General features: G+C 69.2%; 16 protein-coding genes. 9 read left to right on the top strand and 7 right to left on the bottom strand.

The annotated features are described in order from the left end of the window. Positions 1 to 69: 69 nt before the first annotated feature. Both G7A98_RS00495 and leuA read left to right on the top strand, forming a co-directional pair. Positions 70 to 321, top strand: a complete 252-nt coding sequence (locus G7A98_RS00495) for a TIGR02647 family protein (RefSeq protein ID WP_163647531.1) — start codon at positions 70 to 72, stop codon at positions 319 to 321. A gap of 419 nt (positions 322 to 740) precedes the next feature. Continuing rightward, positions 741 to 2450 (top strand): 2-isopropylmalate synthase, encoded by a 1710-nt coding sequence (leuA, locus tag G7A98_RS00490; protein ID WP_163647530.1) that lies wholly within the window; start codon positions 741 to 743, stop codon positions 2448 to 2450. A 90-nt stretch (positions 2451 to 2540) separates the two neighbouring features. Here the strand turns inward: leuA and epmB are convergent, their stop codons facing one another. Beyond that, on the bottom strand, positions 2541 to 3581 hold the full coding sequence (gene epmB, locus G7A98_RS00485; RefSeq protein WP_163647529.1) for an EF-P beta-lysylation protein EpmB: 1041 nt from the start codon (positions 3579 to 3581) through the stop codon (positions 2541 to 2543). A 97-nt stretch (positions 3582 to 3678) separates the two neighbouring features. Here epmB and efp point away from each other — a divergent pair, with 97 nt between their 5' ends. Next, positions 3679 to 4245 carry an elongation factor P gene (gene efp / locus G7A98_RS00480; protein ID WP_163647528.1) on the top strand — a complete coding sequence of 189 codons (567 nt, stop codon included), beginning with the start codon at positions 3679 to 3681 and terminating at the stop codon, positions 4243 to 4245. A gap of 226 nt (positions 4246 to 4471) precedes the next feature. Beyond that, entirely contained in the window at positions 4472 to 5440 is a 969-nt protein-coding gene (gene epmA, locus G7A98_RS00475; RefSeq protein WP_163647527.1) for an EF-P lysine aminoacylase EpmA, read from the top strand. Positions 5441 to 5576: 136 nt separating this feature from the next. Here epmA and G7A98_RS00470 read toward each other — a convergent pair whose 3' ends face one another. The 5 genes from G7A98_RS00470 to rsgA all read right to left on the bottom strand — a co-directional run bounded on the left by G7A98_RS00470 (position 5577) and on the right by rsgA (position 10550). Then, positions 5577 to 6689 (bottom strand): FAD-dependent oxidoreductase, encoded by a 1113-nt coding sequence (locus G7A98_RS00470; RefSeq protein WP_163647526.1) that lies wholly within the window; start codon positions 6687 to 6689, stop codon positions 5577 to 5579. Beyond that, positions 6671 to 7450, bottom strand: coding sequence for a cupin domain-containing protein (locus G7A98_RS00465; RefSeq protein WP_240464638.1), 780 nt, complete (start codon positions 7448 to 7450; stop codon positions 6671 to 6673). Before G7A98_RS00465 ends, G7A98_RS00470 begins: the two co-directional genes overlap by 19 nt. A 195-nt stretch (positions 7451 to 7645) precedes the next feature. Then, a complete protein-coding gene (gene asd / locus G7A98_RS00460) occupies positions 7646 to 8536 on the bottom strand; it encodes an archaetidylserine decarboxylase (RefSeq protein WP_240464637.1) in 891 nt (296 codons plus the stop codon). Between the two features lie 78 nt (positions 8537 to 8614). Next, positions 8615 to 9448 (bottom strand): rhodanese-like domain-containing protein, encoded by an 834-nt coding sequence (locus G7A98_RS00455; RefSeq protein ID WP_163647524.1) that lies wholly within the window; start codon positions 9446 to 9448, stop codon positions 8615 to 8617. 88 nt (positions 9449 to 9536) lie between these two features. After that, the gene (rsgA, locus tag G7A98_RS00450; protein WP_163647523.1) at positions 9537 to 10550 is read right to left on the bottom strand and encodes a small ribosomal subunit biogenesis GTPase RsgA; all 1014 of its coding nucleotides are present in this window, start codon (positions 10548 to 10550) and stop codon (positions 9537 to 9539) included. Between the two features lie 107 nt (positions 10551 to 10657). On the opposite strand from rsgA, the gene orn reads away from it, so the two are divergent. Continuing rightward, complete coding sequence (gene orn, locus G7A98_RS00445) at positions 10658 to 11242, top strand: oligoribonuclease (RefSeq protein ID WP_163647522.1); 585 nt, start codon at positions 10658 to 10660, stop codon at positions 11240 to 11242. Between the two features lie 158 nt (positions 11243 to 11400). Here the strand turns inward: orn and queG are convergent, their stop codons facing one another. Beyond that, positions 11401 to 12516 (bottom strand): tRNA epoxyqueuosine(34) reductase QueG, encoded by a 1116-nt coding sequence (queG, locus tag G7A98_RS00440; RefSeq protein WP_163647521.1) that lies wholly within the window; start codon positions 12514 to 12516, stop codon positions 11401 to 11403. Positions 12517 to 12630: 114 nt separating this feature from the next. On the opposite strand from queG, the gene G7A98_RS00435 reads away from it, so the two are divergent. From G7A98_RS00435 to mutL, 4 genes are read left to right on the top strand one after another with little or no spacing between them, the layout of a single operon-like run. Continuing rightward, positions 12631 to 14133, top strand: coding sequence for an NAD(P)H-hydrate dehydratase (locus tag G7A98_RS00435; RefSeq protein ID WP_163647520.1), 1503 nt, complete (start codon positions 12631 to 12633; stop codon positions 14131 to 14133). A 13-nt stretch (positions 14134 to 14146) separates the two neighbouring features. After that, positions 14147 to 14626 carry a tRNA (adenosine(37)-N6)-threonylcarbamoyltransferase complex ATPase subunit type 1 TsaE gene (gene tsaE / locus G7A98_RS00430; RefSeq protein WP_163647519.1) on the top strand — a complete coding sequence of 160 codons (480 nt, stop codon included), beginning with the start codon at positions 14147 to 14149 and terminating at the stop codon, positions 14624 to 14626. A gap of 44 nt (positions 14627 to 14670) precedes the next feature. Continuing rightward, positions 14671 to 16092, top strand: coding sequence for an N-acetylmuramoyl-L-alanine amidase (locus tag G7A98_RS00425; RefSeq protein ID WP_163647801.1), 1422 nt, complete (start codon positions 14671 to 14673; stop codon positions 16090 to 16092). Next, entirely contained in the window at positions 16092 to 18050 is a 1959-nt protein-coding gene (mutL, locus tag G7A98_RS00420; RefSeq protein ID WP_163647518.1) for a DNA mismatch repair endonuclease MutL, read from the top strand. The genes G7A98_RS00425 and mutL overlap by 1 nt, the downstream gene beginning before the upstream one ends. The last annotated feature ends 1 nt before the right edge of the window (position 18051 follow it).

The raw sequence follows: 18051 nt of genomic DNA, 5'->3' as shown, positions 1-18051 counted from the left end.
CGCGATGGGCGAACCGGGGACGAGCAGGCTACAGTGAAGGCATCGCCACAGACTTTCCAAGAGGCTGCCATGACCTATTCGCCCGATGTTCTCGATGCGCTCAATCTGCTCTGCCTGTTCAATCTCGACACGCGCCAGGAGGGCCTCAAGGTCCACGGCTCGGCGGATCCGGACCGGGTGGCGGCGGCGTGTCGCCTGTACGATCAGGGGCTGGTGACCCAGGCCGACGGCGGTTACCTGACCGAGAGAGGGCGCGAGGCGGCGGAACAGGCGCAGGCGCTGTGGCGGTTGCTGGTGGCAGAGCCGGTGACCACGGGGTGAGGCCGGGCTGCCCCCCGACGCCCTCGTCAGGGCCGGCCGCGATTGCCTTGGCTGGGCGGGGTGGAGTTGACAAGCCCCGCGGGAATTGATTTCTTGAGGCCATGACACACGGTATTGCGACTTTCTCACTAGCGTCACGACTACGCCTGCGCGCCGGCCTCTGAAGCCGAAGCGAGGCGTGTTGCCGTCCGGACGTTCAGCCAATCACGAGAAAGCCCCATGCCGCTCCATCCTTTCCGATACCCCATGACGACCGTCACCCCGACGCCGAGCGCGGCCCCTGTCGCGCGCGTCGCCGGCCGGTGCGCGGAACGTGTCGAGCCCGCCAGCCACGCCCCGCCGACGATGCCGTCGGCGGGGCGTTGCCGTTGTGGCCCGGCTCGCGCGTCCCGTCGTCGTCACGCCGAGGAGACTACGCCATGATGTTGCCCGATCCGTCCGTCAAGTACCGTCCCTTCGAGGCCGTCGATCTGCCCGATCGCCAGTGGCCCAATCGCCGGCTGACGCAGCCGCCGCAGTGGTGCAGCGTCGACATGCGCGACGGCAATCAGGCACTGATCGATCCCATGGACCTGGAACGCAAGCGGCGCTTCTTCGAGCTGCTGGTGGATGTCGGCTTCAAGCAGATCGAGGTGGGCTTCCCGTCGGCCTCGCAGATCGACTTCGACTACGTGCGCGAGCTGATCGAGAACGACCGGGTGCCTGACGACGTGACCATCCAGGTGCTGACCCAGGCGCGTCCGCACCTGATCGATCGCACCTTCGAGGCGCTCAAGGGCGCCAGGCGGGCCATCGTCCACGTCTACAACGCCACCGACCCGGTGTTCCGGCGGGTGGTGTTCGGCGTCGACAAGGCCGAGTGCATCCAGATCGCCACCGACGCCACCACACTGATCAAGCAGCGCATGGCCGAGCATCCGGAGACCGAGTGGACCTTCCAGTACTCGCCGGAACTGTTCACTTCCACGGAGCTGGACTTCGCCGTGCAGATCGTCGACGCGGTCAGTGCCACCTACGGCCCGACCCCCGAGACGCCGATGATCGTCAACCTGCCGGCCACCGTGGAGATCGCCACGCCCAACCATTACGCCGACCAGATCGAGTGGTTCTGCCGGCATGTGGCGCGGCGCGACAGCCTGATCGTCAGCCTGCACCCGCACAACGACCGCGGCACCGGCGTCGCCGCGGCGGAGCTGGGGGTGATGGCCGGCGCCGATCGGGTCGAGGGTACGCTGTTCGGCAATGGCGAGCGGACCGGCAACGTCGACATCGTCACCCTGGCGATGAACCTCTACACCCAGGGCGTACACCCGGAGCTCGACTTCTCGAATATCACGCCGATCATGCGTGAGGTGGAGCACTGCAACCAGCTGCCGGTACACCCGCGTCACCCCTATGTGGGCGATCTGGTGTTCACCGCGTTCTCCGGTTCGCACCAGGACGCCATCAAGAAGGGCATGGCCGAGCGCCGCGACAACCCCGAGGGCATCTGGGCCGTGCCCTATCTGCCCATCGACCCGCTCGACGTGGGCCGCACCTACGAGGCGGTGATCCGCGTCAACAGCCAGTCGGGCAAGGGCGGCGTGGCCTATCTGCTCGAGGAGGAGTACGGCATCGAGCTGCCGCGCCGGCTGTCCATCGAGTTCAGCCAGGTGGTGCAGGCGGTGGCCGAGCGTACCGGCCGCGAGATCACCGCGGAGATGATCCACCAGGCCTTCGCCGACGAGTACCTGGCGGCGGATTCCCACTACCGCCTGCTGCATCATCGCCTGAGCTCCGAGGACGACGGGCCGCGCCTGCAGCTCGAGGCGACGCTGGCCGTCGACGGCGCCCCCCGCGAGGTGCGGGGCATCGCCAACGGGCCGCTGGATGCCTTCGTCAAGGCGCTGGCCGCCGACGGCCGCGACATCGAGATCATCGACTACCACGAGCACGCCCGCGGCCAGGGCTCCGACGCCGAGGCGATCGCCTACGTGGAAGTGCGCATCGCGGACCAGTCGGTGTTCGGCGTGGGCATCGACGAGAGCATCACCAGCGCCTCGATGAAGGCCGTGCTGGGGGCGATCAACCGCCACCTGACCGCCGACCGGGCCGTGGCCCCCAACGTCACCGCCGAGACGCTGGCCTGAGCCGAGTTCAGGCAGCGGTAAGCGGTAAGCGGTAAGCTGAAAGTAATGACCCCCAAGGCCTTGCCTGGGGGTTTTCTTGTCGCTCACGGCTTACAGGGGCGTCTTGCTTGCCTCGCCGGGGATCTCGCGCACCAGCCGCGGCAGCAGGAAGCCGGCCAGGCGATCGCGCAGGGCCCGGTGCAGGGCGCGCGCCTCGGCGTCGGGCACGTCGAAGTGTGCCGCGCCGGCCACCGGGTCCAGCACGTGCAGGTAGTAGGGCAGGATGCCGGCGGCGAACAGCGCCTCCGACAGCTCGGCAAGCACGGCCACGTCATCGTTGACGCCACGCAGCAGCACGCTCTGGTTGAGCAGGGTCACGCCGGCGTCCTTCAGCCGTGCGCAGGCGGCGATCACCGCGTCGTCGATCTCGGCGGGGTGGTTGATGTGCAGCACCATCACCGTCTGCAGGCGCGTGGCGGCCAGCCAGTCCAGCAGGGCGTCGTCGATCCGGTCGGGAATCACCACCGGCAGCCGGGTATGGAGGCGCAGCCGCTGCAGGTGCGGGATCGCCGCCAGCTGATCGACCAGCCACGCCAGGCGGGCATCGCTGGAGGCGAGCGGATCGCCACCCGAGAGGATCGCCTCGCGAATGCTCGGGTCCGCACGCAGGTAGTCGAGGCTTTCCTGCCACTGCGCGCGGGACGGCGAATTCTCGGCATACGGGAAGTGGCGGCGGAAGCAGTAGCGGCAGTTGATCGCGCAGGTCGGGCTGGTGATCAGCAGCACGCGCCCGGCATACTTGTGGATCAGCCCGCGCCGCGGGGTGTGCTCGGCCTCGGCCAGCGGGTCGGTGACGAAGCCCGGTGGTGTGCGGGTCTCGTCCGTCACCGGCAGCACCTGGCGCAGCAGCGGATCGGTGGGGTCATTGGGCCGGATGCGCCGCAGGTAGGCCTCGGGCACGCGCACCGCGAACAGCTCGTCACCGGCCTCGGCGCCGGGCAGCCAGCCGGCCTCGAGGCCGAGACGCGCGAGCAGTTCGCGCGGGTCGCGCACGGCATGGCTCAACTGGGTCTGCCAGGATCCGGTCCGGTGAATCGGGGCGGCGGGCACGGCGTCCGTGCGCTGCAAAAGACGCGGGCTTCGGGTTATCATTCGGGGCACCATTCGATGGGGCGAGGCCGTGCGGCCTGGCCGAAAACATTACGTGCGTGGCCGCCAGGCGGCGCGCCGAGATCATCAGCGAGGAATCATGGCGAGCTATTCTACCAACGAATTCAAGGGCGGTCTGAAGGTGATGCTGGACGGCGATCCCTGTGCCATCGTCGACAATGAATTCGTCAAGCCGGGCAAGGGCCAGGCCTTCAACCGCGTCAAGCTGCGCAACCTGATGACCGGCCGTGTCTGGGAGCGCACCTTCAAGTCCGGGGAATCGCTGGAAGCCGCCGACGTCCTCGAGCTGGAGATGGAGTACCTCTACAACGACGGCGAGATGTGGCACTTCATGAAGACCGACGGCTCCTTCGAGCAGTATGCGGTCGACAAGCGGGCGCTGGGCGACACCGAGAAGTGGCTCAAGGAACAGGTGGCCTACACGGTGACGCTGTGGAACGACAACCCGATCAGCGTCTCGGCGCCGAACTTCATCGAGCTGGAAGTCACCGAGACCGACCCCGGCCTGAAGGGCGACACCGCCCAGGGCGGCTCCAAGCCGGCGACGCTGTCCTCCGGCGCGGTGGTGCGGGTGCCGCTGTTCATCAACGAGGGCGAGGTGCTGAAGGTGGATACGCGCTCCGGCGAGTATGTCTCTAGAGCGTAATCGGCGCTATTGCGCTCGATGATACGGCGTTGAAGCCGGGCTCGGGCGCGAGTCCGATCGGCTTGCTCATTTACTGGAGTAAATTCCGCCGACTCGCCCGGCTTCGCCTTGTCTCATCGTCGCTCATGACGCGCCTGCCCAGGGGCTCTTCTCTGGGATGAGTTCTCCCGGTCATGAACAGTTATTGCCACGCTTACGGGCGTGGCTTTTGCGTTAGAGGAAGAGTATGGCAAGCGATTGGCAGCCCACGGCAGAGATCGCGACGCTGCGCGAGCGGGCGCGGCTGCTGGCTCGGGTACGGGCGTTCTTCGCCGAGCGCGACGTGCTGGAGGTGGAGACGCCGGTGCTGGGCCACGGCGGCAGCACCGAAGTGCATCTGGATTCGCTGTGCACCGAGGCGAGGACGCCGGCGGGGCGTGAGCGACTGTGGCTGCAGACCTCACCGGAGTTCGCCATGAAGCGCCTGCTGGCGGCGGGCAGCGGGCCGATCTTCCAGCTGGCGCGCTGCTTCCGCGACGGCGAGACGGGAGCGCGGCACAATCTCGAGTTCACCATGCTCGAGTGGTACCGGCCGGGCTTCTCGCTGGCGGCGCTGATCGACGAGACCGAGGCGTTGGTGAGAGCCCTGCTGCCCGGGCGCGGCGCCTGTCGCCGGCATCGCTACCGCTCGCTGTTTCGCGAGATGCTGACTGTCGATCCATTCACCACGCCACTCGAAGACCTGCGCCAGTTGGCCGGGGAGCGGGGCGGTCTGGACATGCGTGACGCCGATCGCGACGGCTGTCTGGACCTGCTGATGAGCTTCTGCATCGAGCCGTATCTGGGGCGCGAGGGTATCGACGTGGTGGTGGACTACCCGGCCAGCCAGGCGGCGCTGGCGCGCCACGGCGTCGATGACGAGGGCGACGCTGTGGCCGCGCGCTTCGAGCTCTACGTCGACGGCCTGGAGCTGGCCAACGGTTACGATGAACTCGTTGATGCCGACGAGCAGGCCGCCCGCTTCGCCGCCGACAACGCCGCCCGTGAGGCCGCCGGCAAGCCCGCGGTGGACGTCGACCAGCGCCTGATCGCCGCGCTCGAGGCGGGCATGCCCGAAGGCAGCGGGGTGGCACTGGGCATCGATCGGCTGATCCAGCTGGTGCTGGGCCACCGCGAGCTGGCCGAGGTGCTGGCTTTTCCCGCGTCGCGCTGCTGAGTCTGATTCAGAACGCTTCTCGCTCCGGCAACAAGACCTGGCGCGGCCTGGGCGCTACCCTTGCCATCTGACCGCCATGAAGGGTGGACGTGCCGGAATGGAAGGAAGTGCTTTAGCCCGAGACTGCCGGGTTGGCTCACTTGCGGAACTCGGGCAATGCCTGTACGCCCAGATCGGCAGCCTCAATGGCGCCGGCGAGGTAGCCCGGGAACCGGGGTGACCACTCGCTGGCGATACCGGTCAGGCGTTCATGCCAGGGCCCGGTCGTGGCCGTGGCGTCGGGTGCTGCGGCGTGCTGGGCGGTCGGTTGCCGGTCGGCGACGGTGGCCGTGCAGGAATCCTGAGCCCAGTCCTTGATGAAGTCGACTGCCGGTGTCGCGGCCCGAGGGCCGAACAGGCGCGCCATCTGAACGCGACAGTGCAGGCGGAGTTGATCATCGGGAACGCTTTTTCGGGTCTGTGCAGGCACGCCAAGGAAGCCGAACAGCGCCGCATGGCCGCCTGGCACGGATGCGTCGTGGATCTCGCCCAGCGGGCCGAGGGCGCTGCGGGCCTCGCCGGAGAGTCCCTGTTCGCGCCAGAACGGCTGATCATCGTAGAGGGCGATGTATTTGGCGTGGGGCGCCATCCAGGTGGGCGTCCCGCGCCACTGCCGGGCAAGTGCCCGCGGCAGGGAGGGGGAGAAGGTGATGCTGTCCTCGGCCAGTCGCGGCGGCACTGCCAGCAGCACCCTCTCGGCACGCTGGATCATGGTTCGCCCGGATGCGTCTTCGCTGTCCAGCTCGATGTGCGATGCTGTCGCGCGCAGGTGATGAACCCTCTGGCCGGTGAGGATACGTGCCGTATCCAGTCGCCGGTGGAGGGCATCGGCCAGCGCGCCCATCCCACCGATCAGGCGCATCGAGGGGGGTGAGTTCGCGAAGCCTTGCAGCCGCGTGGGAGGCTCGTCGGGCGAGCGCTCCATCAGCATGTCTCCGGTCTCGAACTGCGCGAAACGCTCCAGGCCCAGCTCCTCGACGAGACAGCCCAGCCGATGCTGGAAGCCGGGCCAGAACCAGGTCGGTCCGAGATCGAAGTGGTCGACCGTTTCCGGCGATGTCCCTGATGCGGACGCCGATTCAATGCGGCCTCCGAGGCGGTCACGGGCCTCGAGGAGCAGGTAGTCTCGAATGCCTGATTTCTCGAGCAGGAAAGCGGCATACAGGCCCGCCAGTCCCGCCCCGACGATGGCTATACGCGTGGTGCGCATTCAGAGGCCTCTGCTGTTATCCGGCTCAGATGACCGGTCTTCAGATAGAAGGTGGCACCCTCCGGGCCGGCAATTAGCCGTGGCTGATCGCCGACGGGCAGGCGGATCCAGCTATCCGGCGGATGGCCTTGCCCCCCGATGACCAGTTCACCTTTCAGTACCAGCAGTTCGGCGCCGCCCGCTGTCTCGTCGGGAAAGGCAGCGTTCGGCGCCAGGCGCTGCAGGCTGACGCGCTCGGTGCCACGGGAGAACAGAGGGCAGACGTCGCGACCCTCTTGACGGTGCCAGTTCGTCGAATCGCCAGTATCGATGCGCACCTGGCTGTCATCATCCGGCGACATCTGCCGCAGCTTGACGAAGATAGTGGCTCCCTCGTGGCTGAAGGGCTGGTGGGATGAGCCTGGCGGATTGCGTATATACCAGCCGGATGGATAGTCGCCACCCTCATCGGAGAAGATGCCGGAAAGCACCAGGATTTCTTCGCCACCGGGGTGCCGGTGAGCCGGGAAGTGGGAGCTGGCGGCGTAACGCACGAGGCTGGTGGCACGGGCCTGTTCGGCCCCGATGCGGTCGAGCATCACCCGCTCGACACCGCCCTGGGGCGAGGTGACCCACCGGTGCTGGTCCGGAGTCACGTTGACGCGACGCGTGAAGTCGGCATTGACGAGCATGATCGTTCCTCCAGGCATGGGAAGAGGGGCGGCCCCCGGCGATTCGGGAAGCCGGTCGCAGTACCACTGGCTTTTGGTGGCGGCGGCCATGACGCCGCCATCCACGTTTCAGGTAGCTTCGGCGGTTCAACCTGTCCAGCCTGACAGCAGGCAGGCGATCCCCTCGGCGACGTCCTGCGGGGTGCCGATGCGGCCGACCGGAAGACGGGGCGGGCTTTCCCGGCGTCAAGCCCCGAGGGATCTACGCGCTGACTTCTCGTGCCGCCCCTGGCCTGGTACAGGCTCTCAGTCCGCGGTGCCGGGCAGGCGCTCGGCTTGATCGGCGGCGGCCGGCGTGCCCGGCAGCTCGCCCAGCGACTGGCCCATGCGCACCAGGCTGGCATTGGCCTGCAGGTCCTGGCGGAATGCCACCGGCTCGGCGGTGCACAGGATGACCGTCGAGCCCAGCTTGAAGCGGCCCATCTCCGCGCCGCGGGCCAGCTCCACCGGGGTGTCGAAGCGGGTGCTCTGGATGCGTCCGGCCAGGGGCGTGATCTGCCCGGCCCACACGGTCTCGATCGCCGCCACGATCATCGCCCCGACCAGCACCATCGCCAGCGGCCCCTGGGGCGTGTCGAAGAAGCACACCAGGCGCTCGTTGCGGGCGAACAGGTCGGGGACATGCTCGGCGGTGGCCAGATTGACCGAGAACAGCCGGCCGGGGACGTAGACCATCTCGCGCAGGGTGGCGTCCAGCGGCATGTGCACGCGGTGGTAGTCGCGCGGCGAGAGGTAGATGGTGGCGAAGCTGCCGCCGCGGAAGGCCGCCGCCCGGTCGGCGTCGCCGCCGAGCAGCGTGGTCAGCGAGTAGTGCCGTCCCTTGGCCTGGACCAGGGTGCCGTCCTCGAGGCGCCCGGACTGCGAGAGCAGGCCGTCGGCGGGCGAGACCAGCCCCTCGCCGAGCGGCCGGGCATCGTCGCGCAGCGCACGGGTGAAGAAGTCGTTGAAGCACGGGTAGGCGCGCGGATCGGGTTCGCGGGCCTGGCTCATGTCGACGTCGAAGGTGCGGATGAAGCGCCGGATCAGCCGGTCCTTCAGCCACGGCGTGCGGCATTCGGCGACGCGGCCGATCAGGCGCGACAGCCCGTGATGGGGCAGAGGGTACTGGCTCAGGGCGAACAGCTGGGCGCGATCCACGGCAGGCATCCACGGCTGGAAAACGAAGCCGCCACGATAGTCGTGGCGGCCGGGGAGCGCAATATGCGGGCTTCGGGCTCAGGGTGTCTCGACCGGGGTGTCGTCGCGGTTCCCCCATTCCTTCCAGGAGCCGGCGTAGCCGCGCATGTGCTCGAAGCCCAGCGCCTTGCCGACCAGCCAGGTGAAGCCGCTGCGGTGATGGCTCTGGCAGTGGGTCGCCACTTCCATGTCCGGGGTCAGCCCCAGGGCCTCGAGCTCGGTGACCAGCTCGGCGTAGTCGCGGATGCGCAGACCACGCTCGGGGTCCATGGCGCGGGTCCACTCCAGGTTGACGGCGCCGGGGATATGCCCGAGGCGGCGGTTCTGGCCCTTCTCGCCACGGTACTCCTCGGGAGAGCGGGCGTCCCAGACGGCCAGCGTCCGGTCGTCGAAGCGCTCGAGCAGCTCGTCGCGGGTGATCAGTGCCTCGGGGTGGCGGATCTCGGCCTGATAGTCGCTGGGGTGCGGCAGGCTCGGTTCGCGGCTGGTCTCGAGCCCGTCGGCGCGCCAGGCCCGGATGCCGCCGTTGAGGTAGGAGTAGCGGGTGTGGCCGATCAGCTCGAGGGTCCACAGCAGGCGTCCGGCCCAGCCGCCGCCCTCGTCGTCGTAGGCCACGACATGGGTGTCGCGGGTCAGGCCCAGCGACGCGAACAGCTCGGACAGCGCGGCCTCGTCGGGCACGTCGTTGGGCACGTCGCCGCTGCCGGCCATCAGCCGGCGGTGATCGAGGAAGACCGCGCCGGGCACGTGTCCCTCGTCGTAGCTCTCGGCCTTGAGCGGCACGTCGATGATCAGCAGCTGGGGGGCGTCGAGCTGCTCGGCGAGCCGGGCAGGCTCCACGATCAGCGGCAGCAGGTTGTCTTCAGAGCTCATCGGCGACTCCTTTCGGTCAGCGGATGTCCGGATGATGTCACAGCCGCCGGCGGCTGGCGACCGCCGTGGCGCGGCGTGCCGTCGCGGCTCAGCGACCGGCCTGTTCGTCGAGGATGCGGCGGTAGCTGGCGAAGCGCTCGGCGCTGATCTCGCCGGCGTCGATCGCCGCCTGCAGGGCGCAGCCGGGTTCGTCGCGATGGCGGCAGTCGCGGAACCGGCAGCGGCCCAGGTAGTCGCGAAACTCGACGAAGCCGTCGGTGATCTGTGCGGCGTCGAGGTGGCCGAGACCGAACTCGCGGATGCCCGGCGAGTCGATCAGCTCGCCGCCGGCGGGCAGGGCGTAGAGCCGGGCGGTGGTGGTGGTATGGGTGCCCTTGCGCGAGTCCTCGGAGAGCGCGCCGATGCGCAGCGCCTGGTCCGGCAGCAGGCGGTCGATGAGCGAGGACTTGCCCACGCCGCTCTGGCCGACGAACACCGAGGTGCGTCCGGTGAGCTGAGCGTGCAGGGCGTCGAGGCCGGTGTCGCCCCGGGTAGTGGCGCGTACCACCGTGTAGCCGAGGCTGCGGTAGCGCTCGAGCAGGTGCGCGAGGGCGCCGCCGTCCTCGGGCAGCAGGTCGGTCTTGTTGAGCACCAGCACCGGCGTGATGCCGGTGGCCTCGGCGGCCACCAGGTAGCGGTCGATCAGGTTGGCGAAGGGCGCGGGCTCGACCGCGAAGACGATCAGGATCTGGTCGATGTTGGCCGCCACCGGCTTGAGCAGGCCGCGGGCGTCGGGGCGCTCGAGGACGTTGTCGCGTGAGTCGCGGGCCACCACCACGCCGCTGTCGTCGGCGGCCCGGCGCCAGACCACCCGGTCGCCGGTGACCAGGCCCTCGAGGTTGGCGCGCAGGTGACAGCGATGCAGGCTCGCCCCGGTGTCGCCGCGAACGTCCAGCGTGCGGCCGAAGTGGGCGATCACGCGCCCGGGCTGTTCCGGACCGTATTCGCCGGCCTCCAGCGACCGGGTCTCGCGCTCGGCCTGGCGCTCGGCACGGGCCGCGCGTTCGGCCTGGATCTTCTCGACGCGCCAGCGCTGCTGACGGGATAGCTTGCGTTTGCTCATGGGGCCTCGGCGAAGCGTACAATGGCAGGCATTGTAACCAGCCACGCCGCCGCTGTCCGACCCCTTCGCCGGATCGGGCAGCGCCGCCACCGATCAAGGAGTCCCCGATGGCCGACGCCGCCGCCCCGCGCAACGATTGCCTGGTATGGATCGATCTCGAGATGACCGGGCTCGACCCCGATCGGGAGCGCATCATCGAGATCGCCACCCTGATCACCGACAACGAGCTGAACCCGATCGCCGAGGGGCCGGTGATCGCCGTCAGGCAGTCCGATGCCCTGCTGGCGGGCATGGATGACTGGAATACCAAGACCCACGGCGACTCGGGGCTGATCGACCGGGTCAAGGCCAGCACGGTGGATACCGCCGAGGCCGAACGCCAGACGCTGGCCTTTCTCAAGCAGCACGTGGAAGCCAGCTCCTCGCCGATGTGCGGCAACAGCATCCATCAGGACCGGCGCTTCCTGGAGCGGGAGATGCCCGAACTGCTGGCGTTCTTCCACTATCGCAACCTCGACGTCTCGACCCTCAAGGAACTGGCCAAGCGCTGGAATCCGGCGGCGCTCAAGGGCTTCGAGAAGCGCGCCAGCCATCAGGCTATGGACGACATTCGCGAGTCGGTCGCCGAGCTGCGCCACTATCGGCGCACCTTCCTCAACCTCGAGGCGCCGAGGCACGACGAGGAGGAGTGAGGGCTCAGGTGTCGCGGGAGTGCGTTTATTCGCGATGAGTCGACGGCGGAAACGCCGTTGTCGGGAATGAATCCCCTCCCACAAGGGCAAGGTGGCTACTGGCTGTCTCGGAGAGTCGATCCTTGTGTGGGAGCGACTTCAGTCGCGACTGAGTGGAATCAGCCGCTGGCGATCCGTGCCTGCCGCTTGTCGCGCTGGCGCGCGAGGGCCCAGCGCACATGCTCGCGAACCAGCTCCGAGGGGTAGGCGAGCCGGGCGCGCAGCGCGGCCTCGACGGCGCGGCTCCAGGGCGCGTTGCCCAGCCCCACGGCGAGGTTGCGCAGCCAGCGTTCATAGCCGATGCGGCGAATCGCGCTGCCCGCGGTCCTGTCGAGGAACTCCGCCTCGCTCCAGGCGAACAGGGTCAGCAGGTCGGCGCGGTCCAGGTCGTGGCGGGGGGCGAAGTCGCCCTCGCGGCTGACCCGGGTGAAGCGGGTGAAGGGGCAGACCAGCTGGCAGTCGTCGCAGCCGTAGACGCGATTGCCGATCGCCTCGCGGTACTGCTCGGGAATGCTGCCATGCAGTTCGATGGTCAGGTACGAGATGCAGCGCCGCGAGTCGACCACCTTGTCGTCGACGATCGCCCCGGTGGGGCAGGCCGTACGGCAGGCGCTGCAACTGCCGCAGTGCTCGCCCTCGAAGGGCGCATCCACCGGCAGCGGCAGGTCGGTGTAGAGCTCGCCGAGGAAGAACAGTGAGCCGGCCCGGGGGTTGAGCAGCATGGCGTTCTTGCCGAACCAGCCCAGCCCGGCCTTCTGGGCCAGGGCGCGCTCCATTACCGGCGCCGAGTCGACGAAGGCACGGTAGCCGAAGGCGCCGACCTCGGCCTCGATGCGTCTTGCCAGCTCGGCCAGGCGCTTGCGAATCAGCTTGTGGTAGTCGCGACCCAGCGCATAGCGCGAGACATAGGCCTTCTCGGGTCGGCCGAGCATCTTCGTCGTCTCGACCTCGGGCGGCAGGTAGTCCATGCGCGCGCTGATCACCCGCAGCGTGCCGGGCACCAGTTCGGCCGGGCGAGTGCGCTTGGTGCCGTGCCGGGCCATGTAGTCCATCTCGCCGTGATGGCCGGCGGCCAGCCAGCGCTCGAGATGGTGCTCGTGGCTTTCCAGGTCGGTGTCGGTGATACCGACCTGCTGGAAACCCAGTTCGCGGCCCCATTGCTTGATGCGTGCGGCCAGATCGCTCGGGTCGGCCAGGTCGCGGGCGTCGGGCTGTCGGGGATGGCTGACGGTCATGAGTCCACGTCGGGTCGCTGGTGCTGCAGGAAGGCTGCAGGTGCAGGAAGAAAGAGCCGCAGCCTACACTATTCGCCAGATTCGCCAAACCATGGTCCTACCGCGGAGGAGACAATGTCGAGCCATTCCTGTCGTTCGCTCTATCTGGCCGATCAGGTGCGTGAAATCGATCGGCGGGTGATCGCTGCCAGCGCCGAGCCCGGTGATGACGCGGCGGGCTTCGCGTTGATGCGCCGGGCGGGGCAGGCCGCCTATGCCGAGCTGCGTCGCCGCTGGCCCGAGGCGCGACGGTTGAGCGTCCTCTGTGGTTCCGGCAACAACGCCGGCGACGGCTACGTGATCGCCGCGCTCGCCGCCTGCGAGGGGCTTTCGGTGCAGCTGCTCGCGGTGCGCGAGCCCGAGGCGCTCAAGGGCGAGGCGGCCCGCGCCCACGAGATGGCGGTGCTGGCCGGGCTGCGCGCCGAGCCGTGGCAGGCCGATACCTCGCTGGACGGCGAGGTGGTGGTCGATGCCCTGCTCGGCACCGGGCTGGGCGGCGAGGTGCGCGAGCCCTATGCCGGGGTGATCGAAGCCATCAACGCCAGCGGCCGGGCGGTGATGGCCGTCGACATCCCCTCGGGGCTGGCGGCGGATAGCGGGGCGGTGCTGGGCTGCGCGGTGCGGGCCGATCTCACGGTCACCTTCATCGCCGACAAGCTGGGGCTGCACACCGGCCAGGCCGCGGATCAGGTCGGCGAGCTGGCCTTCCGCGATCTGGGCGTGCCGGCCGAGGCCCACGAGAATCTGACGCCGGCCGCCGAGTATCTGGGCGCCGGGATCGTCGGCGAGGCGCTGCCGCCGCGCGCGCGAGGCAGCCACAAGGGCGATTTCGGCCATGTGCTGGTCGTCGGCGGGGCGCCGGGCTTCGGCGGTGCCGCCCTGCTGGCCAGCCAGGCCGCGGCCCGGCTGGGGGCCGGCAAGGTCAGCCTGGCCACCGCGCCCGAGCATGTCAGCGCCAGCCTGACGCGCACGCCGGAGGTGATGGCTCGCGGCGTGCGCGGCGTCGGAGACGCGACGGCACTGCTCGACGGCGCGGATGTGATCGTCGTCGGCCCCGGGCTGGGGCAGGGCGCCTGGGGGCAGGGGCTGCTGCAGGCGGCGCTGGAGGCGGGCAAGCCGCTGGTGGTGGATGCCGATGCCCTCAATCTGCTGGTGACGTGCTGGCCCGGCACGCGCCGCGACGACTGGCTGCTCACGCCGCACCCGGGCGAGGCCGGGCGACTGCTGGGCTGCTCGGGGCGTGAAATCCAGATCGACCGGCTGGCGGCGGTGAAGCGCCTGCAGGCCGAGCGCGGCGGCACGGTGATCCTCAAGGGCGCCGGCAGCCTGGTGGCCGGCCCGGAGGGGGTCGGGCTCTGCCCTTTCGGCAACCCCGGCATGGCCAGCGGCGGCATGGGCGATGTGCTCTCGGGGTTGCTGGGGGCGCTGGTCGCCCAGGGACTGACGCTGGAGGTAGCAGGGCGGGTCGGCGTGGTGCTGCATGCCCGCGCCGCCGACCGGGCGGTGGCCGAGCGGGGTGAGCGTGGCCTGCTGGCGGGTGATCTGGCATCCTATGCGCGAATCTTGGCGAATGGCTGATCCCGTGACGACGATGGATATCTCACTGCCCGACGAAGCCGCCCAGGTAGCCTTCGGCGAGGCCCTGGGGCGGGCCCTGGCCGGCCGGGGGCGCCTCTACCTGGAGGGCGAGCTGGGCGCCGGCAAGACCACCCTGACGCGCGGTATCCTGCGGGCCTACGGTCATCAGGGAGCGGTCAAGAGCCCCACCTATACCCTGGTGGAGCCCTACACCCTGCCCACGGCCCGGGTGAATCACTTCGACCTCTATCGCCTGGGCGATCCCGAGGAGCTGGAGTTCATCGGCGGGCGCGAGCTGCTCGACGACGAGGGGGTGAGCGTGGTCGAGTGGCCGAGCCGTGGCGAGGGTTTCCTGCCCGCGGCGGATCTCATCGTCACCCTGCGGGTGGCCGCGACGGGGCGCAGTGCCCGGTTGCAGGCGGGTACCGAGCGTGGGCGAGCGGTGCTTGCCCGGCTTGGGGATGACGAGGTCGAGGGCCGGCAATCGCCATGAGGGAGCGTGTCGCCACATTCCGTGCCCGCCTGTCTCGTCTGGCCATGACGCTGCTCGTCGGCGCCGTGGTGCTGGGTGCCATGCCCGCCGAGGCCAACACGCTCGACAACCTGCGTTTGTGGGCGGCGCCCGACCACGTGCGTCTGGTGTTCGACCTCAGTGCGGCGCCCGACGCCAACATCTTCTCGCTCGACAACCCGCGGCGACTGGTCGTCGATCTGGATGACACCCGGCTGGCCTCGGGGGCGGGCACGCCCGACGTCAGCGACAGCGCCATCGACGACATCCGTACCGGCGTACGCCATGGCAAGGACCTGCGGGTCGTGCTGGATCTCAATCGTCGGGTCGAGCAGCGTCACTTCACCCTGCCGCCCAACGAGCAGTACGGCCACCGTCTGGTGGTGGATCTCGAGTATCCCGGCGAGAGCGCGGTCAAGGATCCGATCGACCCCATCGAGGCGATGATCCGTGACCAGGAAATCTCCGCCGGGCTGGCCAAGACCCAGGCGAAGGCGGGCGGCAAGGCCGAACCGGCCACGGTCGGCGCCCGGGAGAAGGCCAAGCCGCATCCCAAGCGCGATATCATCATCGCCGTGGATGCCGGTCACGGCGGCGAGGACCCGGGGGCCATCGGTTCAGGGGGCGTGCGCGAGAAGACCGTCACGCTGGCCATCGCCCGTCGGCTCAAGCAGATCATCGATGCCGCGCCGGGCTTCAAGGCGGTACTGATTCGTGACGGCGACTATTACGTGGGGCTGCGCCAGCGCACCCTGCTGGCCCGCGACCAGAAGGCGGATTTCTTCGTCTCGATTCACGCCGATGCCTTCAAGAGCCCGCGCCCCCACGGCAGCTCGGTCTTCGCCCTATCGCAAAGCGGCGCGACCTCCGAGACCGCCAAGTGGCTGGCCGCCAGCGAGAACCGTTCCGACCTGATTGGCGGGGTCGACGGCAACCTCAACCTGGCCGACAAGGATCGCGTGCTGCGCGGGGTGCTGCTGGACCTGACGATGACCGCCACGCTCAACGACTCGCTGGCTGCCGGCAGCCAGGTGCTCGACCGGCTCGACCGCATCAACGACCTGCACAAGTCGCGGGTCGAGCAGGCCGGCTTCGTGGTGCTCAAGTCGCCGGACATTCCCTCGCTGCTGGTGGAGACCGGCTTCATCTCCAATCCGAACGAGGCGCGGCGGCTGACCAGCAGCGCCTATCAGCGCAAGCTGGCGCAGGCGATCTTCGCCGGGCTCGACGCGCACTTCCACCAGAATCCGCCGCCCAACAGCCTGCTGGCCTGGCAGCGTGATCAGCAGCGTGGCCGACAGGCCAACGAGTATCGCATTCAGCCCGGCGATACCCTCTCCGAGATCGCCTCGCGCCACCAGGTGTCGCTCAGCGCCCTGCGCGAGGCCAACTCGCTGAAGGGCGACGCGATCCGGGTGGGGCAGGTACTGCGGATTCCCCGGGGGTGATGAGCGTGATGACTGTCGAAACGCCGCGACGCATACGGGTTCTCGACCCGCGTCTGGCCAACCAGATCGCCGCCGGCGAGGTGGTCGAGCGGCCCGCCTCGGTGCTCAAGGAGCTGGTCGAGAACGCCATCGACGCCGGCAGCCGGCGCATCGAGATCGAGCTCGAGGCCGGCGGCGCGCGGCTGATCAAGGTGCGCGACGATGGCGGCGGCATTACCGAGGATGACCTGCCGCTGGCGCTGTCGCGGCATGCCACCAGCAAGATCCTCTCCCTCGAGGAGCTCGAGGGGGTGGCCAGCCTCGGCTTTCGCGGCGAGGCGCTGGCCTCGATCAGTTCGGTGGCGCGTCTCGAGCTGGTGTCCAATGCCACCGACGATCCGCGCGGCGGCTGGCGTGTAGTCGCCGAAGGGCGGCAGATGGAGCCGCGAGTGTCGCCGGCGCCCCATCCCCGGGGTACCTCGGTGACGGTCCGCGACCTGTTCTTCAACACCCCCGCACGGCGCAAGTTCCTGCGTACCGAGAAGACCGAGTTCGGCCATCTCGAGGAAGCGTTCCGGCGCCTGGCGCTGTCGCGCTACGATATCGGCTGGGTGCTGCGCCACAACCAGAAGACCGTGCATCAGCTGCGACCCGCCGCTGGCGGCGAGGCCGGCGAGCGGCGGGTGTCGGCGCTGCTGGGCGGCAAGTTTCTCGACAACGCCCTGCACCTGGATATCGAGGCTTCGGGGATGCGGCTGTGGGGCTGGGTCGGCCTGCCCACCCATTCGCGGGCCCAGGCCGATCAGCAGTATTTCTTCGTCAACGGTCGGGTGGTGCGCGACCGGCTGGTGGCCCATGCCATACGCCAGGCCTATCGGGACGTGCTCTTTCATGGTCGCCACCCGGTGTTCGTGCTCTATCTGGAGCTCGATCCCGCGGTGGTCGACGTCAATGTCCACCCGACCAAGCATGAAGTGCGCTTCCGCGACGGCCGCCTGGTTCACGATTTCCTGTTCTCGAGCCTGCACCGGGCGCTGGGCGAGGTGCGTCCCGAGGCACAGGACGAGGCGGGTGGCGAGCCGTCATCGACGGCAGCCGGCGCGCCGGATCCGGCGGCCGAGGCCGCCGAGCAGCCGTCCGTGTCACCGGCCTGGCGCCAGCAGCCCATGGCGCTGCGGGGCGTTGGCGAGCATGCCCGGGAATCGCGCCCCGGGGCCGATCGGGTGCGCGAGTTCATGGCCGGTTATCGGGCGTTGCATCCCGATCACGAGACGCAGTTGCTGACCCCCCAGACCGAGCCGGAAGTGGGCGGGGCGGCGGCCGGTGTGGCGCTCGACGAGCGGCGGCAGGCCGCGGATGCCCGGCAGGCACTGCCCGAGGACGATCCGACCGGGACGCCGCCGCTGGGCTATGCCGTCGCCCAGCTGCACGGGGTCTATATCCTCTCGCAGACCACGCGCGGACTGGTGGTGGTCGACATGCACGCCGCCCACGAGCGGATCACCTACGAGCACATGAAGACCCAGGTGCATGGCGGGGCCCTCGACGCCCAGCCCTTGCTGGTGCCGGTGTCGCTGGCGGTGAGCGCCAATGCGGTGGAAACCGCCGAGCAGTGCCACGACGCCTTCCGGCGATTGGGCGTGGAGCTCGATGTGGCCGGACCGGAGACCCTGCTGGTGCGCCAGGTGCCGGCCCTGCTGGCCCAGGCCGACGTCGAGCCGCTGGTTCGCGACATGCTCGGCGACCTGGAACGCTACGGCCGTTCCGACCGGCTCGAGGCCCACATCAACGAGCTGCTGGCGACCATGGCCTGCCATGGCAGCGTACGCGCCAACCGCCGGCTGACGATCCCCGAGATGAACGCGCTGCTGCGCGACATGGAGCGCACCGAGCGCAGCGGCCAGTGCAATCACGGTCGGCCGACCTGGACCGAGATGTCGATGCACGACCTGGACAAACTGTTCTTGCGGGGACAATGAC

The organism is Modicisalibacter sp. 'Wilcox', from assembly GCF_010993675.1.
GTDB lineage: Bacteria > Pseudomonadota > Gammaproteobacteria > Pseudomonadales > Halomonadaceae > Modicisalibacter > Modicisalibacter tunisiensis.
The sequence above is the reverse complement of the archived record's forward strand: the minus strand, read 5'-3'. Positions and strand labels throughout refer to the sequence as shown.

Coding starts and splice junctions, on each gene's coding strand:
- G7A98_RS00495 (WP_163647531.1), top strand. CDS start 70: ATGACCTATTCGCCCGATGTTCTCGATGCGCTCAATCTGCTCTGCCTG.
- leuA (WP_163647530.1), top strand. CDS start 741: ATGATGTTGCCCGATCCGTCCGTCAAGTACCGTCCCTTCGAGGCCGTC.
- epmB (WP_163647529.1), bottom strand. CDS start 3,581: ATGATAACCCGAAGCCCGCGTCTTTTGCAGCGCACGGACGCCGTGCCC.
- efp (WP_163647528.1), top strand. CDS start 3,679: ATGGCGAGCTATTCTACCAACGAATTCAAGGGCGGTCTGAAGGTGATG.
- epmA (WP_163647527.1), top strand. CDS start 4,472: ATGGCAAGCGATTGGCAGCCCACGGCAGAGATCGCGACGCTGCGCGAG.
- G7A98_RS00470 (WP_163647526.1), bottom strand. CDS start 6,689: ATGCGCACCACGCGTATAGCCATCGTCGGGGCGGGACTGGCGGGCCTG.
- G7A98_RS00465 (WP_240464638.1), bottom strand. CDS start 7,450: ATGGCCGCCGCCACCAAAAGCCAGTGGTACTGCGACCGGCTTCCCGAA.
- G7A98_RS00455 (WP_163647524.1), bottom strand. CDS start 9,448: ATGAGCTCTGAAGACAACCTGCTGCCGCTGATCGTGGAGCCTGCCCGG.
- rsgA (WP_163647523.1), bottom strand. CDS start 10,550: ATGAGCAAACGCAAGCTATCCCGTCAGCAGCGCTGGCGCGTCGAGAAG.
- orn (WP_163647522.1), top strand. CDS start 10,658: ATGGCCGACGCCGCCGCCCCGCGCAACGATTGCCTGGTATGGATCGAT.
- queG (WP_163647521.1), bottom strand. CDS start 12,516: ATGACCGTCAGCCATCCCCGACAGCCCGACGCCCGCGACCTGGCCGAC.
- G7A98_RS00435 (WP_163647520.1), top strand. CDS start 12,631: ATGTCGAGCCATTCCTGTCGTTCGCTCTATCTGGCCGATCAGGTGCGT.
- tsaE (WP_163647519.1), top strand. CDS start 14,147: ATGGATATCTCACTGCCCGACGAAGCCGCCCAGGTAGCCTTCGGCGAG.
- G7A98_RS00425 (WP_163647801.1), top strand. CDS start 14,671: ATGACGCTGCTCGTCGGCGCCGTGGTGCTGGGTGCCATGCCCGCCGAG.
- mutL (WP_163647518.1), top strand. CDS start 16,092: ATGAGCGTGATGACTGTCGAAACGCCGCGACGCATACGGGTTCTCGAC.